16 protein-coding genes are annotated in these 16,460 nt (G+C 66.0%); 8 read left to right on the forward strand and 8 right to left on the reverse strand.

The genetic code is table 11. The features are described from left to right. A partial coding sequence (locus tag D2K64_RS18380; RefSeq protein ID WP_456316380.1) for a hypothetical protein occupies positions 1-645 on the forward strand: 645 nt, incomplete at its 5' end. 82 nt (positions 646-727) lie between these two features. Then, positions 728-922, forward strand: coding sequence for a hypothetical protein (locus D2K64_RS18385; protein WP_120009851.1), 195 nt, complete (start codon positions 728-730; stop codon positions 920-922). 392 nt (positions 923-1,314) lie between these two features. On the opposite strand, the gene D2K64_RS18390 is transcribed toward D2K64_RS18385, so the two are convergent. From D2K64_RS18390 to D2K64_RS18400, 3 genes are read right to left on the reverse strand one after another with little or no spacing between them, the layout of a single operon-like run. Next, a complete protein-coding gene (locus D2K64_RS18390; RefSeq protein ID WP_120009852.1) occupies positions 1,315-3,765 on the reverse strand; it encodes a phospholipase D-like domain-containing protein in 2,451 nt (816 codons plus the stop codon). Continuing rightward, the gene (locus D2K64_RS18395) at positions 3,762-5,363 is read right to left on the reverse strand and encodes a hypothetical protein (RefSeq protein WP_120009853.1); all 1,602 of its coding nucleotides are present in this window, start codon (positions 5,361-5,363) and stop codon (positions 3,762-3,764) included. The genes D2K64_RS18390 and D2K64_RS18395 overlap by 4 nt, the downstream gene beginning before the upstream one ends. Before the next feature lie 50 nt (positions 5,364-5,413). Beyond that, complete coding sequence (locus D2K64_RS18400; protein ID WP_202910736.1) at positions 5,414-6,049, reverse strand: type I restriction enzyme endonuclease domain-containing protein; 636 nt, start codon at positions 6,047-6,049, stop codon at positions 5,414-5,416. A 75-nt stretch (positions 6,050-6,124) separates the two neighbouring features. Between D2K64_RS18400 and D2K64_RS18405 the strand changes: the two genes are divergently transcribed. Further along, entirely contained in the window at positions 6,125-7,735 is a 1,611-nt protein-coding gene (locus D2K64_RS18405; protein WP_238384274.1) for an ISL3 family transposase, read from the forward strand. A 98-nt stretch (positions 7,736-7,833) separates the two neighbouring features. Here the strand turns inward: D2K64_RS18405 and D2K64_RS26455 are convergent, their stop codons facing one another. Then, on the reverse strand, positions 7,834-8,037 hold the full coding sequence (locus D2K64_RS26455; RefSeq protein WP_274379313.1) for a hypothetical protein: 204 nt from the start codon (positions 8,035-8,037) through the stop codon (positions 7,834-7,836). A gap of 84 nt (positions 8,038-8,121) precedes the next feature. On the opposite strand from D2K64_RS26455, the gene D2K64_RS18415 reads away from it, so the two are divergent. Continuing rightward, positions 8,122-8,448: a hypothetical protein gene (locus tag D2K64_RS18415; RefSeq protein ID WP_238384275.1), complete on the forward strand. Its 327-nt coding sequence runs from the start codon at positions 8,122-8,124 to the stop codon at positions 8,446-8,448. A 79-nt stretch (positions 8,449-8,527) separates the two neighbouring features. Here the strand turns inward: D2K64_RS18415 and D2K64_RS18420 are convergent, their stop codons facing one another. Next, on the reverse strand, positions 8,528-9,433 hold the full coding sequence (locus tag D2K64_RS18420) for an AraC family transcriptional regulator (RefSeq protein WP_120009854.1): 906 nt from the start codon (positions 9,431-9,433) through the stop codon (positions 8,528-8,530). Positions 9,434-9,528: 95 nt separating this feature from the next. Between D2K64_RS18420 and D2K64_RS18425 the strand changes: the two genes are divergently transcribed. The 4 genes from D2K64_RS18425 (at position 9,529) to D2K64_RS26225 (ending at position 12,391) form a co-directional block, all read left to right on the forward strand. After that, on the forward strand, positions 9,529-10,317 hold the full coding sequence (locus D2K64_RS18425; protein WP_120009855.1) for an SDR family oxidoreductase: 789 nt from the start codon (positions 9,529-9,531) through the stop codon (positions 10,315-10,317). A gap of 105 nt (positions 10,318-10,422) precedes the next feature. Beyond that, positions 10,423-11,091: a hypothetical protein gene (locus D2K64_RS18430; RefSeq protein WP_120009856.1), complete on the forward strand. Its 669-nt coding sequence runs from the start codon at positions 10,423-10,425 to the stop codon at positions 11,089-11,091. Positions 11,092-11,119: 28 nt separating this feature from the next. Beyond that, positions 11,120-12,085 carry an SDR family NAD(P)-dependent oxidoreductase gene (locus tag D2K64_RS18435; protein WP_120009857.1) on the forward strand — a complete coding sequence of 322 codons (966 nt, stop codon included), beginning with the start codon at positions 11,120-11,122 and terminating at the stop codon, positions 12,083-12,085. 96 nt (positions 12,086-12,181) lie between these two features. Next, positions 12,182-12,391 carry a helix-turn-helix domain-containing protein gene (locus tag D2K64_RS26225; RefSeq protein WP_157985928.1) on the forward strand — a complete coding sequence of 70 codons (210 nt, stop codon included), beginning with the start codon at positions 12,182-12,184 and terminating at the stop codon, positions 12,389-12,391. A 208-nt stretch (positions 12,392-12,599) separates the two neighbouring features. On the opposite strand, the gene D2K64_RS18445 is transcribed toward D2K64_RS26225, so the two are convergent. Genes D2K64_RS18445 through D2K64_RS18455 form a run of 3 tightly spaced genes read right to left on the reverse strand, consistent with a single transcriptional unit; the run spans position 12,600 to position 16,377 of the window. Beyond that, positions 12,600-14,762: a xanthine dehydrogenase family protein molybdopterin-binding subunit gene (locus D2K64_RS18445; protein WP_120009859.1), complete on the reverse strand. Its 2,163-nt coding sequence runs from the start codon at positions 14,760-14,762 to the stop codon at positions 12,600-12,602. A gap of 5 nt (positions 14,763-14,767) precedes the next feature. Further along, positions 14,768-15,736: an FAD binding domain-containing protein gene (locus D2K64_RS18450; protein WP_120009860.1), complete on the reverse strand. Its 969-nt coding sequence runs from the start codon at positions 15,734-15,736 to the stop codon at positions 14,768-14,770. After that, positions 15,733-16,377: a 2Fe-2S iron-sulfur cluster-binding protein gene (locus tag D2K64_RS18455; protein ID WP_120009861.1), complete on the reverse strand. Its 645-nt coding sequence runs from the start codon at positions 16,375-16,377 to the stop codon at positions 15,733-15,735. The genes D2K64_RS18450 and D2K64_RS18455 overlap by 4 nt, the downstream gene beginning before the upstream one ends. Positions 16,378-16,460 lie beyond the last annotated feature (83 nt).

The following is a 16,460-nucleotide window of genomic DNA, read 5'->3' on the forward strand; positions in this document are numbered from 1 at the left end:
GAGGCCGGCCGGGCGCAGGAGGCACTGACCACGCAGCAGGCGGCGCTGGCGGGTGCCGAGAGCCGGGCACAGGCTCTTCGCGACATGATCGCGGCCGCCGAGGCCGAGCTTGCGGCGCGTCAGAATGCCATAGCTCAGGCAGATGCGCGGCTGGGTGAGGTGAACACCCGATTGGCCGCGGCGGAGCAAGGTGCGGCCGAGGCAGCCCGTCGCGCCACCGAGGTCGAGGGACGCGCGACGGCGCTGCGCACCCAGGTGAGCGAGGCCGAGGCGGCGCTGGCCGGTCGGCAGCAGGCGCTGGGCGAGGCGGAACAGCGGCTGGCATCGCTACGCGACGCGACGAGCGCTGCCGAGACCGAGCTTGCCGCCCGCCGCTCCGAAGCGGAGGCCGCGGTGACCCGCAGCGCCGAGGCAGGCCGCGGTGTCGAGGAAGCAACCGCCCGTGTCCGTGCCCTGGAGGGTCGTGCCACGGCGCTGGAGGCCGACGTCGCGAGCAGTGGGCTGGAGCGCCTGCGGGCCGAAGCGGCGGAACTGGAGCAGCAGGTCGCCCAGCGGCGTCAGGCGCTCGCTGCCCTGGAAGCCGAACTGGCCCGCCAGCGTGCCACGCCTGAAGGCCAGGGCGCGGCCGGCGCACAGAGCAGGTAGTCCTCCGCCAGGCGCTGCATTCGGCGGCGGTGAGGTGAAGGGCCTCTAGTGTCCTGATCGCGAAATTCCCAAGATCATGGGAATGGTGGTAGGAGGCAGCGATGGGCAAACCTGCGGTGTCGGCAGTGGGCTGGAACGCCTGCGGGCCGAAGCGGCGGAACTGGAGCAGCAGGTCGCCCAGCGGCGTCAGGCGCTCGCTGCCCTGGAGGCCGAACTGGCCCGCCTGCGTGCCACGCCCGAAGGTCAGGGCGCGGCTGGCGGCGCGCCCAACAGGTAGTCCTAGCCGGCAGTGCAGGCGGTGGCGGTGGGTGAAGAGCCTGTGGGTTCCAGCCCCGAGAACTAAGAACTTCGCTTCGGCGCCGAGGTCTTGACCAGGCGCCGCACCGTAAATTCGAATCTCACCCGCTCCGCCAGTTCCCTGCGGCGTCCCGCTCTCCTTCAGACCTACCGCCGCGCTGAGTGGCAGGTTTCCTGGGGTTTTCAGGCTGGACCTGTTGACCAGCCCGAGGCGGAGGCTGCCGAAAATTGCTCTCCGGAGGCCATTTCTCTCCGTACCTCCTGACTTCGCCGATCCAGTACGGCTCGAAAAACGTCGCTTTTGCAATGACTTATACATTCAACGTTGCCGGGCAGTCCGGATTTCGTGCGCCACCCAAGCAGAACTGCAAATCAAGCATCGATCGGTGTACGCCTGCCGATCGGAGTCACTTGCGACCGCCTTAGGCCCAGACGTTCTTGGAAGCGCGCGTCCAGGGCCTCCCGCACCGCGATGAAGTCGCGGGAGGAACGCTCCTCCGGCGTCAGCGCGATCCACAGGGTCATCTGTGCTACGAGCCGCTCCAGAATGGGAACGAGTGCTGATAGAGACGGCACGCAACGGGAAGCCGCTAGGGCCGTCTCACCGGCCCATATGCACGTCGCCCAAGTTTCCAGGACGTCGGTCGGCAGACGGTCATGGACCGCCTCGAGCTCCAACCGCCGCACCGCGGGTTCGCGTCCGCCAAAAAAGGCATTGAGCGCACGTCCCATAAGGCGCGGCCAGGCCTCTGCAGAGCCACTTGCCGCTGTAGGTAGCACTTGGACAGCAGTCGGTTTCCGCGTCGCCTCGCCGAAGCCGGCGATCGCGATTGCTGTCAGCAAAGCGCGCAGGCGAAGAAGATCCTTCGCGCCGATCTCCTTCGCGTCGACTATGCGCTTGCCGAAGGCGTTCACAGCATCGCCGAACGCCCGCGCGTCAGCCAAACGCCGCAGTGCCGGATGCGCGGTCTTGGCGCGTAGCCCCGCCGTCTGTCCGAGTTCCAGCCCACCTTCGATAGCGGAGGCGCCGTCGGAAACCTCGTCACCGGTATCGAGCGCCCTCAGGATTTCACGATCATCATCCGGGCGACTTTCTGCCTCGGCGCCGGCCAGCGTCACGCCAAGTGCGCGGTTCAGGAACGCGCGCACCCGGGAGGAAGCGCTCCCCGCCAAGCTGTTCCGCTCCCTTTCGCCCGGCTCGACCCGCCGCCGCCGTCCGGCCAGGAAGGCGGCGTAGTCCAGCATCTGCGGCTGCCCTGTCCCCCGATCCGGGACGCGAGGCCCACGCGGCACCATGGCGTCCGACGGCGGATGAGTTCCGGCACCGCGGTCGGCCGCTTCGAGATCGTCGAGGATCTCTAGCAGCCAGAGACCTTCCTCCTGCGCGTCGTCCAGCGCCGCAGCTGCCTTCTCGCCCCGGGAGCCCATCGGCTCGCGAGTCTCCGACCGCAGCTCGCCCACGCAGGCGACCACTGCCGCTCCGGAACGCCGGCCATCCTGGAAGCGGACGCGGGCAAGCCTGGGACGCGCCGCGCCGGCTGGTATTGAGAATGCGAGTGGAGACGTGTCCGGGGTAGCCGCAGCTTCGAGCGGTACATCGAAGATAGCGTCGTCGTTGGCAATCAGCTCGACAATGGCCGACCCGCGAGCGACGTCAGTCCCAAGCGCGGGCGAAGACGGCCACCAGCGCAACCGGTCGAACACGGCCTCGAAGGTCCCGGGGTCGCTGGCGCGCGCGTCGTCGAGCGGCAGCTCCTCCCCGGGGTCGTAGGCCGGGATGTCGGCAACATCCACCGTGCGCCCGCCATTTGCGACCACCGTTAGGCCCAGCTCGTCCAAGACCCGGCCGGCAGGCACACGCCGATAGAGGCACGCTTCCTCGTTGATGCCGGGCTCGTCTCCGCGCCCCAGAGCTGCCAGGGTGCAGTTCGCGCTGCCGACCAGCACGTGATCGGTATCTCCCGTGGTCGCGACGATCAGCTTCGCATGGACAAACCGCGAGTTGCGCTTCGGGAAGCGTCGCTCATCGAAGCCGGCAAGCTCGCCCACCCGGACCGCGCGCCCGTTCCGCAGCGCGTCCGTCGGGAACAGGCCCTGGGCGGTGTCGATCAGCGCCGCCGTGTCCGCTGCGTCGAGGCGTTCCTGGAGCTGCCTGAGCGCGGCGAGCCTCTCATCCCAGTAAGGCGAAAGCACGATCAACCGGTCCGCGGACACATCTCCGACCATCCGGCAAAAACGGGCGCCGATCCCCCCGGAGACGCCGGACGCGATAAATGCCGCTTGAGTGCCGTCCACTAGCGTCTCAAGGCCTTCTGCTGGGCGTGCACGCAAGAGCCAGGGCGTCCGGGCCCGAGCCCAGTCCATCTTGTCCGCCACAGCCTGCTGCCGCTCATCGAGGAAGCGCCTCAGGAACGCCCATCCAGCGGCGATGAGGCGTTGCTCGCCGGAATCCTCCCCTCCACACTCGATGAGGCTCGCAAGCTCCAGATTCCCTGCCAATCCAGCACCCGTTGCGTTAGCCGAGGCGACGATCATCCGCCCACCCTTGCGGCCTAGCTGGTGGAAAATCTTGGGATGAAACACGCCGCCGCTCGCCGACGCCTTCACAAGCAGGTAGTGCGCGCCAGCAGAGCGCGGCGGGGGCGAGCCGCCATTTAGCGCCAGTCCCACCATCGCCGCATCGGCGATGAGCACGACGTTGCGACAGCCTGCGCCGCGGAGCCTGCTCAGCGCGATCGTCTCGAACGCCTCGAAGTCGATCCCAAAGCTGCTGATGATCGCCGTGTGGTACCCTGTGTCTCCCAGGCGCTCGTAGAGCCTCATGTCGCCGCCGCCAGCTCGCGTCCGAGCTCGGTCAGCCCGGAAGGACCTAGGAGGTGGATGTCGCGCAGAAACGTAAGAGCATTGCCGAGCCTGGGATTCGTCAGCACCGGGCCGTCTTTTGCGCGCACGCGGATCTTCCCGTCGTCGGCCTCAAGCAGGAAGGTGTAGTCGCCCTGATGTCGCAGCTTTTGCATGGCGACCCAGAGATGCCGATCCAGCACGCGCTCTCGCATGAGCTGGACCAGAGTCTGGTCGAGGGGCGCATCCTGGCGGGCGTCTAGGAAGGCCAGCTCAGATGCGAGCGACCGGAAGGCCGCGCCATCGATCCCCTCGCCACCGAGCTCCGCCGCGAGCAAAGCGCGGCTCGGCGCGCAGCGCTGGTGCAATACAGCCAGCAACTCGATAGCAGCCCGAGCGCTGGCGACGTCTGCTCGCTCTTCGCTCCTCCCCGCATCCAAGACGGCCTCGGAAAGGGCGCGCTCCGATCTCCGTTCCGCGCGCGACTGTGAATTCGCGGCCGTCGGCAACGCAGCGACCAGCTGCCGCCACGTCCGCGGCCATCCCGCGCCCGCAGCATCGAGCGCGTCTACGGCCTCGGCAACCGCACGCCCCGGCTCAATCCCTGTGGTATGCGATTCGACGGTGTCGAGAAGCCACTTCAGCAGAGCCTCAAAGGCGATGCGGCCAAGATCGCCAGCCTGGTAGGCCCACCAGCGCCACCGATGCGCCTCTAGCTCGTCGCCAAGATGGGCAATCGGCTGTCCGCTGGGCGTAGCTCCTGCATAACATGCCCAGCGAAGGGCATCCGCGCTCGCTTCGCTGTCGATCGCGCCCGTGAGCCGGAGAGCAAGCCGGAGGGAGCGCTGGCGCGCGATGTCGCTGGGCGTCGGATCCTCGAAAGCGGCGAAGAGGAGCCGCTGATAGGCTTCTCGCTCAGCAGTGCTTTCTCCGATGCCCGACGGGAGAACCGGCCTCAGAGCCGCGAGATCGGTCTTGCTGACGCGGCCCTCCTGCGCGAAGGCAAAGAATACGTCGGCTAAGGGACCGATCGCCTCAGCGAATCCGTCTGCGAGCACGTCGCCAAGGCCCGGCGCCGGTACTGGAATTTCGTGCTGATCGGCTTCTCCGAAAACGCCTGCCTCGTAGAGCTGACTGGCATAGGCAGCCCCGTAGGCACCCCACGCCTGCTTCAGGTAAGGCGTGCCGGCGCCGCCCGGATCGGTGTCCGGCCTGAAGTCGATCAGGCCCTCGCCATGCTCGCCGAGACGGCGACCGGCCCAGAGAACACCCGCCACACCACCATTGCCATCTTCGTTGACGGCATTGGCGGCGACGAGCGCGAGCAAGGCCTCTGCTCGCCGGACCGTTTGCTTCCAGGTCTCCAGGCCTGTGTCACCGATCCGCTCCGCATAGGTGCGGCAGAGCCACGCATAGAACCCGTAGTAGCGGATACGGAGGGTGACATTACTGATGCCGGGAACGAGCCGCTGGTAGAGATTGATGGAAGCGGCCTGCATGCCGAGCGGATCGAGGCCACTCTTTTGCCGCAGGTCCGTCCATTCGGGCAGGGCCGCAAGCTGCGGCAGCGCCGCCGACATCGTTCAGGTCGCCTCGGGAGAAGCCGCGAGCGGGGCGCTAACCGACATCGCTATGCCGCCCTCGCAAACTGGCCATTCATTGCCTGTTGCCAGACGTGAGCATAGACATTGGTCGCGACCCGCTTCTTCTCCTCCGCCGTGAAGGGCGGCGTCGGCAGCTTCGCAAAGACATCGTCGAGGATGAAGACTTCGACCTCGGCCTTCGTCTGCTCCTTCTCCCAGAAGCGATCGAGTTCACTAAGCCGGGCCTTGATCGCCGCGAGCAGATCCCGGCTTGCCTGCTTCACCCGCTCGCGCGCGGCCTTGTCCAGGCCCTCCTTCTGCAGGAGATCGAAGAGAGCGAGCTCATCTTGCTGGAGGCCTTCGCGAGTCGCGCGCATCTGCTCCTCGTCCAGGTTGTTCACCAGCTCGACGAGTCGGCGGAACGTATCCTCGATCGTCGTGCGATCCTTCTCGCGATTGTAGTCCGCGACGATCTCCTCGTACTTTCGCTGGTAATCCATGCGCATGGGATTTCGTGCCAGCATTTCCGCGAGCTTCTGCTCGACGACATCCCTGATGTCCTGGAGTGCGGTTGCTTTGCGGCGAACCTTCTTCGCAAACTCATCCCGAAGACGCTCGAGGTCGATCTGGCTGAGGTCGAAGGTGAGGTGTTGATTGCCACTGAGAACCGGGTTCTCCCGCATTTCCCGTGCTGCTGGCTGGCAGGCACAGCGCCTGAGACGCAGATGAGGCGCCGTCGCCGCCAAGTGAAAACCGCCATGCCCAAGCATCTGCTGCCTCTTATCCCAACAGGCTTGCTGGTCCGGCAGATCCTGCCGGCAGCAGGCGGCCTCATCATCGTGGCTGCCTCTCGCGGCAGAACAGCGGCCTGTCCGGACTGTGGCGTTCCGTCGGCAGCGGTACACAGCCGGTATGACCGCCGCCTGCAGGACCTACCCTGGCAGGGTCACCCGGTGACCCTGCTGATCCAGGCGCGGCGCCTGCGATGCCGCAATCCAGAGTGTCGGCGTCAAACTTTTGCCGAACGCCTGGCTGAGGGCGCCGCCACTGCGGCACGCCGCACCCTGCGGCTGGCCGATCTGCAACGCCATCTCGGCCTCGCCCTGGGCGGTGAGGCCGGCGCACGGCTCGCGGCGCGGCTGGCCATCACCATCAGCGCCGACACGCTGATCCGCATGGCCCGCCGGCAAAGCCTGCCACCGGAGACCAGGCTGCCGGTGCGCGTACTCGGGGTGGATGACTGGGCGTGGCGCCGCGGCCACCGCTACGGAACCATCCTCGTCGACCTGGAGCGCAATCGGGTGCTCGATCTCCTGCCCGACCGGCAGGCAGAGACCCTGAGTGGCTGGCTGCGCCGGCATCCTGGCATCGAGGTCATCGCCCGCGACCGGGCCTGCGCCTATGCCGATGGCGCTCGCCAGGGCGCGCCCAGCGCTGTGCAGGTTGCCGACCGCTGGCATCTGCTCCGCAACCTCGGCGATGCCGTCCAGGCGGTGGTGGAGCGCCACCATGCTATCATTCGACGGGTCGGGAGGGACGTGGTGGCTGATGGCGTCATCAGAACGGCGGCAGCTGTTGCCACCCTGGCCATTCCCTCCGCGGCCCAGCAGCGCAAAGCGTCCGGACAGTCGTGGCGGCAGGCGCGCTACGAGGAAGCCGCCCGAATGCACGCGGCTGGCGCATCTATCAGCTACGTGGCCCGCCAGCTTGGCGCCGATCGCAAGACGCTCCGTCGCTGGCTGCGGGCCGGAGCTGCCCCAAGCTGGCGCATGCCGCGACGAGGCAGCATCCTTGACCGATACCACGCCACCCTTGAGCGGCGCTGGGCGGAGGGCTGCCGCAACGCGGCCCGGCTGTGGCGGGAACTGGTGCGCGCTGGCTTTGCAGGTCGTCCCTCCGTTGTCAGGGCCTGGGCTACCGAGCGGCGTCGGCACGAGCCTGCAGCATCGCCGGCCGGAGCAGCCGGAGGGCAGAGCTGGCAGCAGCCGCCATTTCGACGCACGACGCGCCTGCTCATGGCAGGCAGCGAGTTGCTAGCCGACCCAGACCGTACATTCGTCACACGCCTGCTGGAGAAAGCACCGGCGCTGCAGGCAACGATAGGTGCCGCAAAGCGCATCATCCGCCTGCTGCGGCGGCAAAGTGACGACAGGCTCGATGAGGCGCTGGACGACGCTGCCGCCACCCCTCTCGCAAGCTTCGTCGCCGAGTTGCGCAAAGACATCGCGGCTGTGCAAGCCGCACTTGATCTGCCCTGGAGTACCAGCCCTGTCGAAGGGCAGATCAACCGGCTCAAGATGATCAAGCGTACCATGTACGGCCACGCGGGCTTCGAACTCCTCCGCGCCCGCGTCCTCCATGCCACATGACATCGAACAGCAGCACGGGAAATGCGGGAGAACCCGGCTCTCAGTGGCAATCAACACCGAGACGCCGAACAGGCCATCGGCCGCTACATCGATGGTTTCTACAACCCTGTCCGGCGCCACTCCGCGCTCGACTTCACAAGCCCGGCCCAGTTCGAGAAGATGGCCACCAACTGATCCAACGCCTCTCCACTAAACCGAAGCAAGTCCATGTCGGGGATGGCCGCTTGGAAGGTCGGCGTAAAGACGGCCGAGCCAGTCTGCAAAACGAAGATCAGCTCATAGATCTGCCAGATCTCAGTCACGAAGGCAGCGCCAGCGCGACCGTGGCGCGCAGCAGGTCGTGTGCCACCAGCAGGCTGCGCCGCAGCACCAGGTGTACCCCGAGCTTGGCCTATTTGCCGCTGATCCAGGCGCCGACCTACAATGCCACCGAGGCGGCGCTCCACTCCTACACGGTCGCGCTGCGCGCGGTGCTGAAGGGCAAGGTCGAAGTCATCAAACCGGCGCCGCCGGTGGTGCAGACCGGCCTGACACCGGGCCAAGAAACGCGCGAGGGCTTTCTGCCTCTCGACGCCTTTGCCGATGAGGCGCTCGCGCTGCTGACGGCGGAGCCAACCCCGGCCGAGGTTATGGTAGAGCGGGTCCTGTTCCAGCGCATCGACGGGGAGGAGGGCCGGCTCGACACGGCCTTTGCGACGCTGAACGAGTTGTGACGCCGCTCGCCCACCCGGCCGTGAAGAATTAGATGGGCGACCGAATAGCGACGCTTTCGGCTCGGTCGGTGGGGCTCACCTAGGCCGCCTTATGCGCCCGACCATAGCGGGCCGGGGACAGACCGGTAGATCGGCCGAAGGCGACGCTGAAAGTGCTCGCCGAACTGTAGCCGACGCGTTCGGCAACCTGGTCCACCCCGAGTTCGCGATCGCATAGCAGGCGCTTGGCCAGCGCCATCCGCCAGGCCAGCAGATATTCCATCGGCGGCAGGCCGACGATCCGGCTGAACCGGGCGAAGAAGGCCGAGCGCGACAACGCGGCCTCATCGGCAAGGTCCGCGACCGTCCAGGCGCGTTCGGGGCACGCATGGAGGGCGCGCAGCGCAGCGGCGAGACGCTGGTCTGCAAGCCCTTGCACCAAGCCGGGCGCCGACATCGTCGCGTCCCCGCTTCGCACCGCTTCGATGAGCACCAGTTCGAGCAGCCGTTCGAGGACGACTTCGCGCGCCGGGCGCCGTGCGAGGGTCTCCTCCCCCACCAACTGCATCAGGGTCGCAAGCCGAGGCTCGCCGCGCGCAAGGATGACGCGGGGGAGCAGGTGCACGAGCAGATCCGCATCCGGCGAAGCGAAGCGACAATGTCCGATCCGCATCGTGAGGTCTGCCGGCACATCGACGCGGCCGACACGAAAGCGTCCCTCGGCGATCTCGACCGGCTCTGTGGTAGTCTCGACCGGAGGCGCGTCCAAGCTCTCGCTGATGATGGCGTGCATAGCGGGCACAAGCACGAAATCTCCTGCCTGCAGGAGCATCGACGCCCGACCGTCCACCGTCATGCGGCACCGTCCGTCCAGCACCGCGCAGTAGAAAGAATCGCCCGTACCCGCGCGATGGATTTTCCATCCGCCGGCACATTCCACAAGCTTTGAGAAACGGATCGACGGTTGGAGCAGCGTGACGACTTCGGCTAACGGATCAACGACCATAACAGGACTAATGCCAAAGTTTAAGGGACGCCCGAACGTACCACGTCTTGGGGATAGCGACTAGATCCACTGGGACGACAAGCAGTGGAGTAGTCATGCCAACCATCCTCATCACCGGCTCCTCGTCGGGCTTCGGTCTGGAGACCGCCCGACTGTTTCTCGATCGCGGCTGGGATGTCGTGGCGACGATGCGGTCACCCGACGGCAACGCCCTGCCGTCGTCGAAGCGTCTGCGCACGCTGCGGCTCGATGTGACCAATCCCACGAGCGTCATACGCGCCGTCGAGGAGGCGGGGCCGATCGACATCCTCTTAAACAATGCCGGCTTCGGAGTCCCATCACCGATCGAACTGACCGAGCCGGCAACGGCGCGCGCCTTGTTCGAGACCAACACCCTCGGCACGCTCCTGATGATCCAGGCCGTGCTCCCGGCCTTCCGGCAGCGTCGTTCGGGCGTCATCGTCAACGTCAGCTCGTCCGCGACGCTCAGGCCGCTGCCGCTTGTCGGTGTGTACCGCGCCAGCAAGGCCGCGGTGAACGCCCTTACCGAATCGCTTGCCGAGGAAGTGAAGCCCTTCGGCGTGCGCGTGCATCTGGTGTATCCCGGGCGGGCACCGGAGACCCGGTTCGGGAAAGATGCGTTCGCGCATCTGCGGGGTCGCGACGATCCCGCCTACGGACAGTTGGTCGAGCGGATCTTGACCGGCATGCAGGCCCATTCGGGTCCGATCACGCATGCCGCCGATGTCGCAGAGGCGATCTGGAGGGTTGCGAGCGATCCTACCGCGCCATTTCGGGTCGCTGCAGGCGCCGACGCCGAGGCCTGGCTGGCCGAGGCGGGTGCGGGTTCCGCAAGCGCGATCAACACCGATGCAGAAGGGTGACAGCGTGCGCGATTTCACCTCCGATGCCGCATCGACGGCCAGCCCTATTCGCTCGGTCTGCTGCAGACGATCCGCTATCATCGCGACGTCCACGTCCTGCACGAGTTGAAGCGGGCGGGTGCCGAAGTTGCGTTCGATGGCCGGACACTGTCCCACGACGACATCAACCTTCTTGGGGCTGACGAGGCTTTCGCCGTTTCGGTCGCCGTGCGCCGATCGCTCGCTGCCGACGACATCAGAATGTTGTTCAAGCAGCAATTGCTGGCGTCCGACCGGCGATGGCGCGACATGAACGCCGCATCGGACGGATTGCCGTTGCAAGCGTGCGTCGCCGAAATCGAGATCACCGGCATTTCTTTCGAAGCGTTTGTCGAAAACATGAAGACGCAGACGCCGTTCCTTGCGGACTATCCTGCGCTGCATCCCGACCATTTCTTCATCACGAAGCGTGGCGAGACACTGCAAGGTGTCGAGACCTTCGGTATGTATGGTGGGCCATCCGAGATGCGCCTCTCACCCGTTCCCGATCTCGTAGTGCCTATAGAGCGGGACGAGACATATACGTTCGCGTTTGGCGCGGTAGAAACCCTCGTCGACGGCACGAACGCCAACGCCCCTGCGTTCATGCAAATGAAGCCGATCGAAAGCGGCCTCGCCGTGAAGGCGGGCTGCTGTTTCCCTGCCACAGCACCCAAGGAAATGGTCGAGGGGCACAAGCTCCACCTCGCCATTGAGTTTCTTGGGTTCGCAACGACGGCCGCAGCGGCACGCTGATCGCCACCAGAAAAAAGGAGACGCAGGCATGTCAACAATTCTGATAACGGGCGGCCATGGCGGGATTGGGCTGGAGTGCAGCAAATATCTTGCCGCAAATTATCATACCAATCTCCTGCTCGCCGGGCGCAGCCTGGAACGTGTGGAACCGGTCGCGCTGGAACTGGCAAGGACATACGGCGTCAAGGTGAGTACCCTTGAGCTGGACACCTCTTCATTGGCGTCGGTCCGGGCGGCTGCTGCCAGATGTCATGCCTTGCTGGACGACGGGACGGTCGATTCTCTCCAGGCCATTCTCTGCAATGCTGGTGCCCGCGTACAAGGCCTCAACTACTCGCTGGACGGCTACGAGGAGACTTTTGCCACCAACCACCTGGGTCACTTCCTTCTGCTCGAACTGCTGATGGACCGGGTGGCCGAGCGCGGCCGCGTGGTGTTCACAGCCAGCGGCACGCATGACCCCGACACGGTGGACGGAAAGCTCGTCGGTGCCGCGATCGAGCCCGACGCGGTGATGCTCGCGAACGACGGCAAGGAAGGTCGCAAGCCCACCTCGGCTGGAAAACGGTATTCCACATCGAAGCTGTGCAATGTACTTACGGCATATGAGCTCCACAGGCGCCTGAGGCGGTCGGGAAGCGCGATCACTTCCATCGCGTTCGATCCCGGCAGCACCGCTGGCACTGGGTTCCTGCGTGCCATGCCCACACCGGTCCGCTGGCTGTCGAGAACGGCTTTCTTCAATCGATTTCAGAAACGCCTTGGGATAACCATGGGCAGTATTGAATTCTCAGGAGCCTCGCTTGCTCGTCTCGCTGCCGATCCCGCCTTCGCAGAACCATCAGGGAAATATCTTCAGTCAAACAACGGTCGACTGATCGAGACACGATCATCGGTAATTTCTTACGATGAGGAGCGAGCCTTAAAGCTCTGGGACGATTCTAAGCTACTTGTGCACCTACGGCCCCATGAGGAATCCACGCTGCTGCGGTGATGCTGAATCAACGGGAACCGAGGCTGACGTGGTCATTGTTGCTCGCTGAACGCGCTCGTGCATTAGCAAGCGATCTTCTGGCACTTAGCGAGCCGTTTGACATCCGCCAGCTTCGCGATTGCTGCGGCAGATCATGGGAGCTCTTACCAGGCGGCCCGCGCTCCCGACATCAAGCAAGCAACGCTCAGCAGGAACATCCCGAATTTAGAACGGCCGATTAGAACCCTGATTTTTGAACGCCCGTGTGCGGGCCTCACCATGACGCTGGCGGGAAAAAGCTATCTTCGTGCTGTTCGACCGAGATAGCGAGCGCTGCCCAACTCGTGGCGATGATGCGGGCAGCTGGTCAAGGGTTTGGATAGGCATGGAACACGGGCTCTGTCGCTGTTTCCGTGTTGACGCGTGTTCATGCTGGGACGAACAACCTAGCGCGCAGCAGATCAAGCTTACCGCGGTCCTACATCTGGCGCCGCACGAGCTTGAGCTTGGTGATGCTGCCCTCGGTGGTGCCGGGTCAAAACGCGGGTGGCAAGGCCGCAAGCAGCTTGTCCATGGTTATCGGGAAGTCGCGCACTCTTACACCCGTGGCGTTGAACACCGCATTGGCTACCGCAGCGCCGGTCCCGCAGACCCCAAGTTCGCCCACGCCCTTCATACCCAAGGGATTGGCCTTGTCGTCGATACCGTCCAGTAGCACCGCCTCAAGTGCTGCAGGGATATCCGCGTGGACGGGCACGACATACTCAGCCAAGTCGCCATTCACGACGTTGCCGTAGCGCGGGTCCACATGCGCCGCCTCGTGCAGCGCCGAGCTGACGCCCCAGATCATACCGCCAAGGAGTTGCGAGCGAGTGGTCTTTGAATTGATGATCCGGCCTGCCGCGAACACTCCAAGCATTCGACGCAACCGAACCTCGCCTGTGACGGTGTTGACGGCGACCTCGGCAAAGCTCGCCCCGTAGGTATGCTGCGAGAAGTTCCTGTAATTCGGGTCGTCGGCCATGCCGACGATCGAACCTTCGCCCTCCACACCATCCGGGAAGCGCCGGGACACCACGCTGGTGAGGTCAGCTCTCCCGAAACCGGAGGCATTGGACGAGCCGAACACCTTCTCCTTCAACGACTCGCAGGCTCGGTGGACCGCGTTGCTGCTGTTGGACGCCCCCCAGGAACCGCCTGAGCCCGGGCTCGGCGGCAGGTCCGACCGCGCGAGTTCGACGGTCACCCGGGCGAGCGGAACGCCGAGAGCGTCGGCGGCTACCTGGGCAAGAATGGTGTATGTGCCGGTGCCAATGTCGGTCATGTCAGAGCGGACCACGACACGTCCGTCCCGCCCCATATGGACCGCTGCGCGCGTTGCGCCCTGGAAGTGCATTCGGATGGCGGCCGCCATGCCGATCCCGATCAATTCATCTCCCTCCCGGCGTGAGCCTGGGCGCGCCGCGCGCGCAGACCACCCAAAGCGGGCGGCACCTTCACGCATGCATTCAACCAGGCGACGTTCAGAAAAAGGAACATTTCGCTCCGGGTCGCGCTCAGGCTCGTTCAGGATCCGCAGCTCTATCGGGTCCAGGCCCAGCTCGTGGGCCAGTTCATCCATTGCCGACTCGACGGCGAGCAGGCCCGGCAGTTCACCCGGTCCGCGCACGGCCTCACCCAATCCGACGTCCAGGTCGGTCACGCGATGGCGGGTCAGGCGGTTGGGCGCTGCGTAGAGCGACCGTAGCACCGTCGCCGTCTGCTCGACGAACTCCTCGCGGCTGGTGCCCTGCATGTTGACGTCGTGCCCGACGCCGGTGAGCCTGCCATCGCGGCTGGCAGCCAGGCGGACCCGCTGGATCGTCTCCGGCCGTCGCCCGGTGATGGTGAATACCTGACGTCGCGTCTGCGCCACCTTGACTGCCCTGGCAATCACGCGCGCCGCAAGCGCAGCAAACACCGCCTCCTCGTGCACCCGCAGCTTGGAGCCGAAGCCACCACCGACGAAGGCGGTGTCGACGTGAACCCGCTCGCGCGGGATGCGGATGGTGCGCGCGAGAGCCATGCGGGCGCCCGCTACGCCCTGCGCTGACGGCCGCACATGGAGGTCGTCGCCGACCCAGTGCGCCAGGCAGGACTGCGGCTCCATCGGTTGCGCGAAATGGGCGGGCGTTGTGTAGTTTTGGTCGATGGTGACGTCAGCCGATGCCATTGCGGCGTCGAGGTCACCCAGAACGGAGTCCGTCGCCAGCCCAACGGCGGCTGTGCGCGGCGCGTAGGCGAGGTGGGCGTGAGAGGCCAGGTCGAAGGCGCCCGCCTCGGTTTCATAGGCAGCGTCGATGAGCGCGGCGGCGCTGCGGGCCTGCTCGAACGTCTCGGCCACCACGAGCGCCACAGGCTGGCCGAACCATGACACCCGCTCGCCTTGCAGGACCGGCCAGGGCCGGCCGAATTGGTCCGGCAGGCTACCGTCGCGCGGCCCCTGGGCTGGTGCGTTCCAGTGGGTCATCACGTGCAGGACTCCAGGCGCCCGCTCAGCCGCAGCCGTGTCCAGGCGTACTATTCGGCCCTTGGCGACCGAGGCACCCAGGATGAAGCCCACGGCCGCCCGACCGAAGTCCTGGCGCTCGTAGGCATAGCGCGCGCCTCCCGTCACCTTGAGAGGCCCGTCCACGCGGCTGACTGCCCGTCCGATCATCGTATTCACTCCTTCGCGGCTTCGGCCATCGCGGCTGCCAACAGGCGGCGCGCCAGGGTCGGCTTGAACGCGTTGTGACTGGTGGTCCTGGCGCCAGCCAGGACGAGGTCGGACACGGCAGCCGGACCCCTGGCGACCTCGCGTTCCGCGGCCTCCACCCGCCACGGCTTGTGGGCGAGCCCGCCAAAGGCAAATCGGCCGGTCTCGACCTGCCCGTCGCGGCCGCGCACCAGCACGGCCGCAAGCGACACCGTGGCGAAGGCGTATGAGGCGCGCTCGCGCACCTTGCGGTAAAGGTGGAGACCCTGGATTGGCGGCGGCAGCGCGACGGCGGTGATGAGCTCGCCCTGCTGCAGAACGGTCTCTTGGGCAGGCTCGTCACCAGGCAGCCGGTGCAGGTCGGCAATGGGAACGGTGCGCGACGATCCGTCGGGGGACACGGTTTCCACCCTCGCGTCGAGCGCCCGCATGGCCACGGCCATGTCAGACGGGTGGGTGGCAATGCAGGCGTCGCTCGCACCCAGCACGGCGTTGGAGCGGCTGAACCCTTCCAACGCCGCACAGCCGGAGCCGGGTCGCCGCTTGTTGCAAGGCATCGCCGTCTCATAGAAGTAGGGGCAGCGCGTACGCTGCAGCAGGTTTCCGGCAGTGGTGGCGCGGTTGCGGAGTTGGCCTGAGGCGCCTGCCAGCAATGCCCGGGCGAGCACCCCATAGTCGCGCCTGATCCGTGGATCGGCCGCAAGATCCGCGTTGCGCACCAGGGCGCCGATCCGGAGGCCGCCGTCGGATGTTGGAGCGATGGCATCCAGCCCGATCCGGTTCACGTCCACCAGGTGGGTCGGTGTCTCGATACCGAGCTTCATCAGGTCGAGGAGGTTGGTGCCGCCGGCGATAAATCTGGCGCCTGGCCGCTCGGCAACCGCCTTCGCGGCAGCAGCCGGGCTCGCGGCGCGCTCGTAGCTGAAGGCCCTCATGCTGCTCCTCCTTCAGCCGCATCACGGATGGCGGCCACAATGTTCGGGTAGGCCGCGCAGCGGCAAATGTTCCCGCTCATGCGCTCGCTTATCTCGGCGTCGGTAAGCGACAAGACCGCCGTCAGGTCCGCTGTCGCGTGGCTCGGCGCGCCGCGCCGCGCCTCCTCCAGCATGGCCGCCGCCGCCATGATCTGGCCCGGCGTGCAGTAGCCGCATTGGAACCCATCGCGCTCGATGAAGGCGCGCTGAAGCGGATGCAGGCCGGACGGCGATGCCAGTCCCTCGATGGTCGTGACCGTATCGCCATCGTGCATGGCCGCGAGCGTGAGGCAGCTGTTCACACGACGCCCGTTGACATGAACCGTGCAGGCTCCGCACTGCCCCTGATCACAGCCCTTTTTGGTTCCGGTAAGGTCGAGGTGCTCCCGCAGCACGTCGAGCAGCGTTGTGCGGGCGTCGAGGTCGAACGCGACCTCCTGGCCGTTGACCGTCAAACGCGTGGCAATGGACGGCGGTCCAAGTTGAGGCGCGACCTGAACTTGCGCTTCCGCACGGCCCGGCTGCCCCACCGCCGCGACCGACATCGCGAGCACGCCGCATGACTTCAATATGGTTCGGCGATCAATATCCTTCGGAGCCATTGCTGCTGTCCTCGATGTTTGGCCAGGATTTCCATGGCACTGGGAACGCTGCGGTCTCACTGACCGCGCCTTCGCCAAGCGGT

The sequence above is a fragment of the Teichococcus vastitatis genome, from assembly GCF_003604215.1.
Taxonomy (GTDB): Bacteria; Pseudomonadota; Alphaproteobacteria; order Acetobacterales; family Acetobacteraceae; genus Pseudoroseomonas; species Pseudoroseomonas vastitatis.

Bases quoted from the DNA above. Each gene is read 5' to 3' on its own strand.
- D2K64_RS18390 (WP_120009852.1), bottom strand. From the start codon at position 3,765: ATGAGGCTCTACGAGCGCCTGGGAGACACAGGGTACCACACGGCGATC.
- D2K64_RS18395 (WP_120009853.1), bottom strand. From the start codon at position 5,363: ATGTCGGCGGCGCTGCCGCAGCTTGCGGCCCTGCCCGAATGGACGGAC.
- D2K64_RS18400 (WP_202910736.1), bottom strand. From the start codon at position 6,049: ATGCGGGAGAACCCGGTTCTCAGTGGCAATCAACACCTCACCTTCGAC.
- D2K64_RS18425 (WP_120009855.1), top strand. From the start codon at position 9,529: ATGCCAACCATCCTCATCACCGGCTCCTCGTCGGGCTTCGGTCTGGAG.
- D2K64_RS18435 (WP_120009857.1), top strand. From the start codon at position 11,120: ATGTCAACAATTCTGATAACGGGCGGCCATGGCGGGATTGGGCTGGAG.
- D2K64_RS18450 (WP_120009860.1), bottom strand. From the start codon at position 15,736: ATGAGGGCCTTCAGCTACGAGCGCGCCGCGAGCCCGGCTGCTGCCGCG.
- D2K64_RS18405 (WP_238384274.1), top strand. From the start codon at position 6,125: ATGCCCAAGCATCTGCTGCCTCTTATCCCAACAGGCTTGCTGGTCCGG.
- D2K64_RS18445 (WP_120009859.1), bottom strand. From the start codon at position 14,762: ATGATCGGACGGGCAGTCAGCCGCGTGGACGGGCCTCTCAAGGTGACG.
- D2K64_RS18455 (WP_120009861.1), bottom strand. From the start codon at position 16,377: ATGGCTCCGAAGGATATTGATCGCCGAACCATATTGAAGTCATGCGGC.
- D2K64_RS18385 (WP_120009851.1), top strand. From the start codon at position 728: ATGGTGGTAGGAGGCAGCGATGGGCAAACCTGCGGTGTCGGCAGTGGG.
- D2K64_RS18420 (WP_120009854.1), bottom strand. From the start codon at position 9,433: ATGGTCGTTGATCCGTTAGCCGAAGTCGTCACGCTGCTCCAACCGTCG.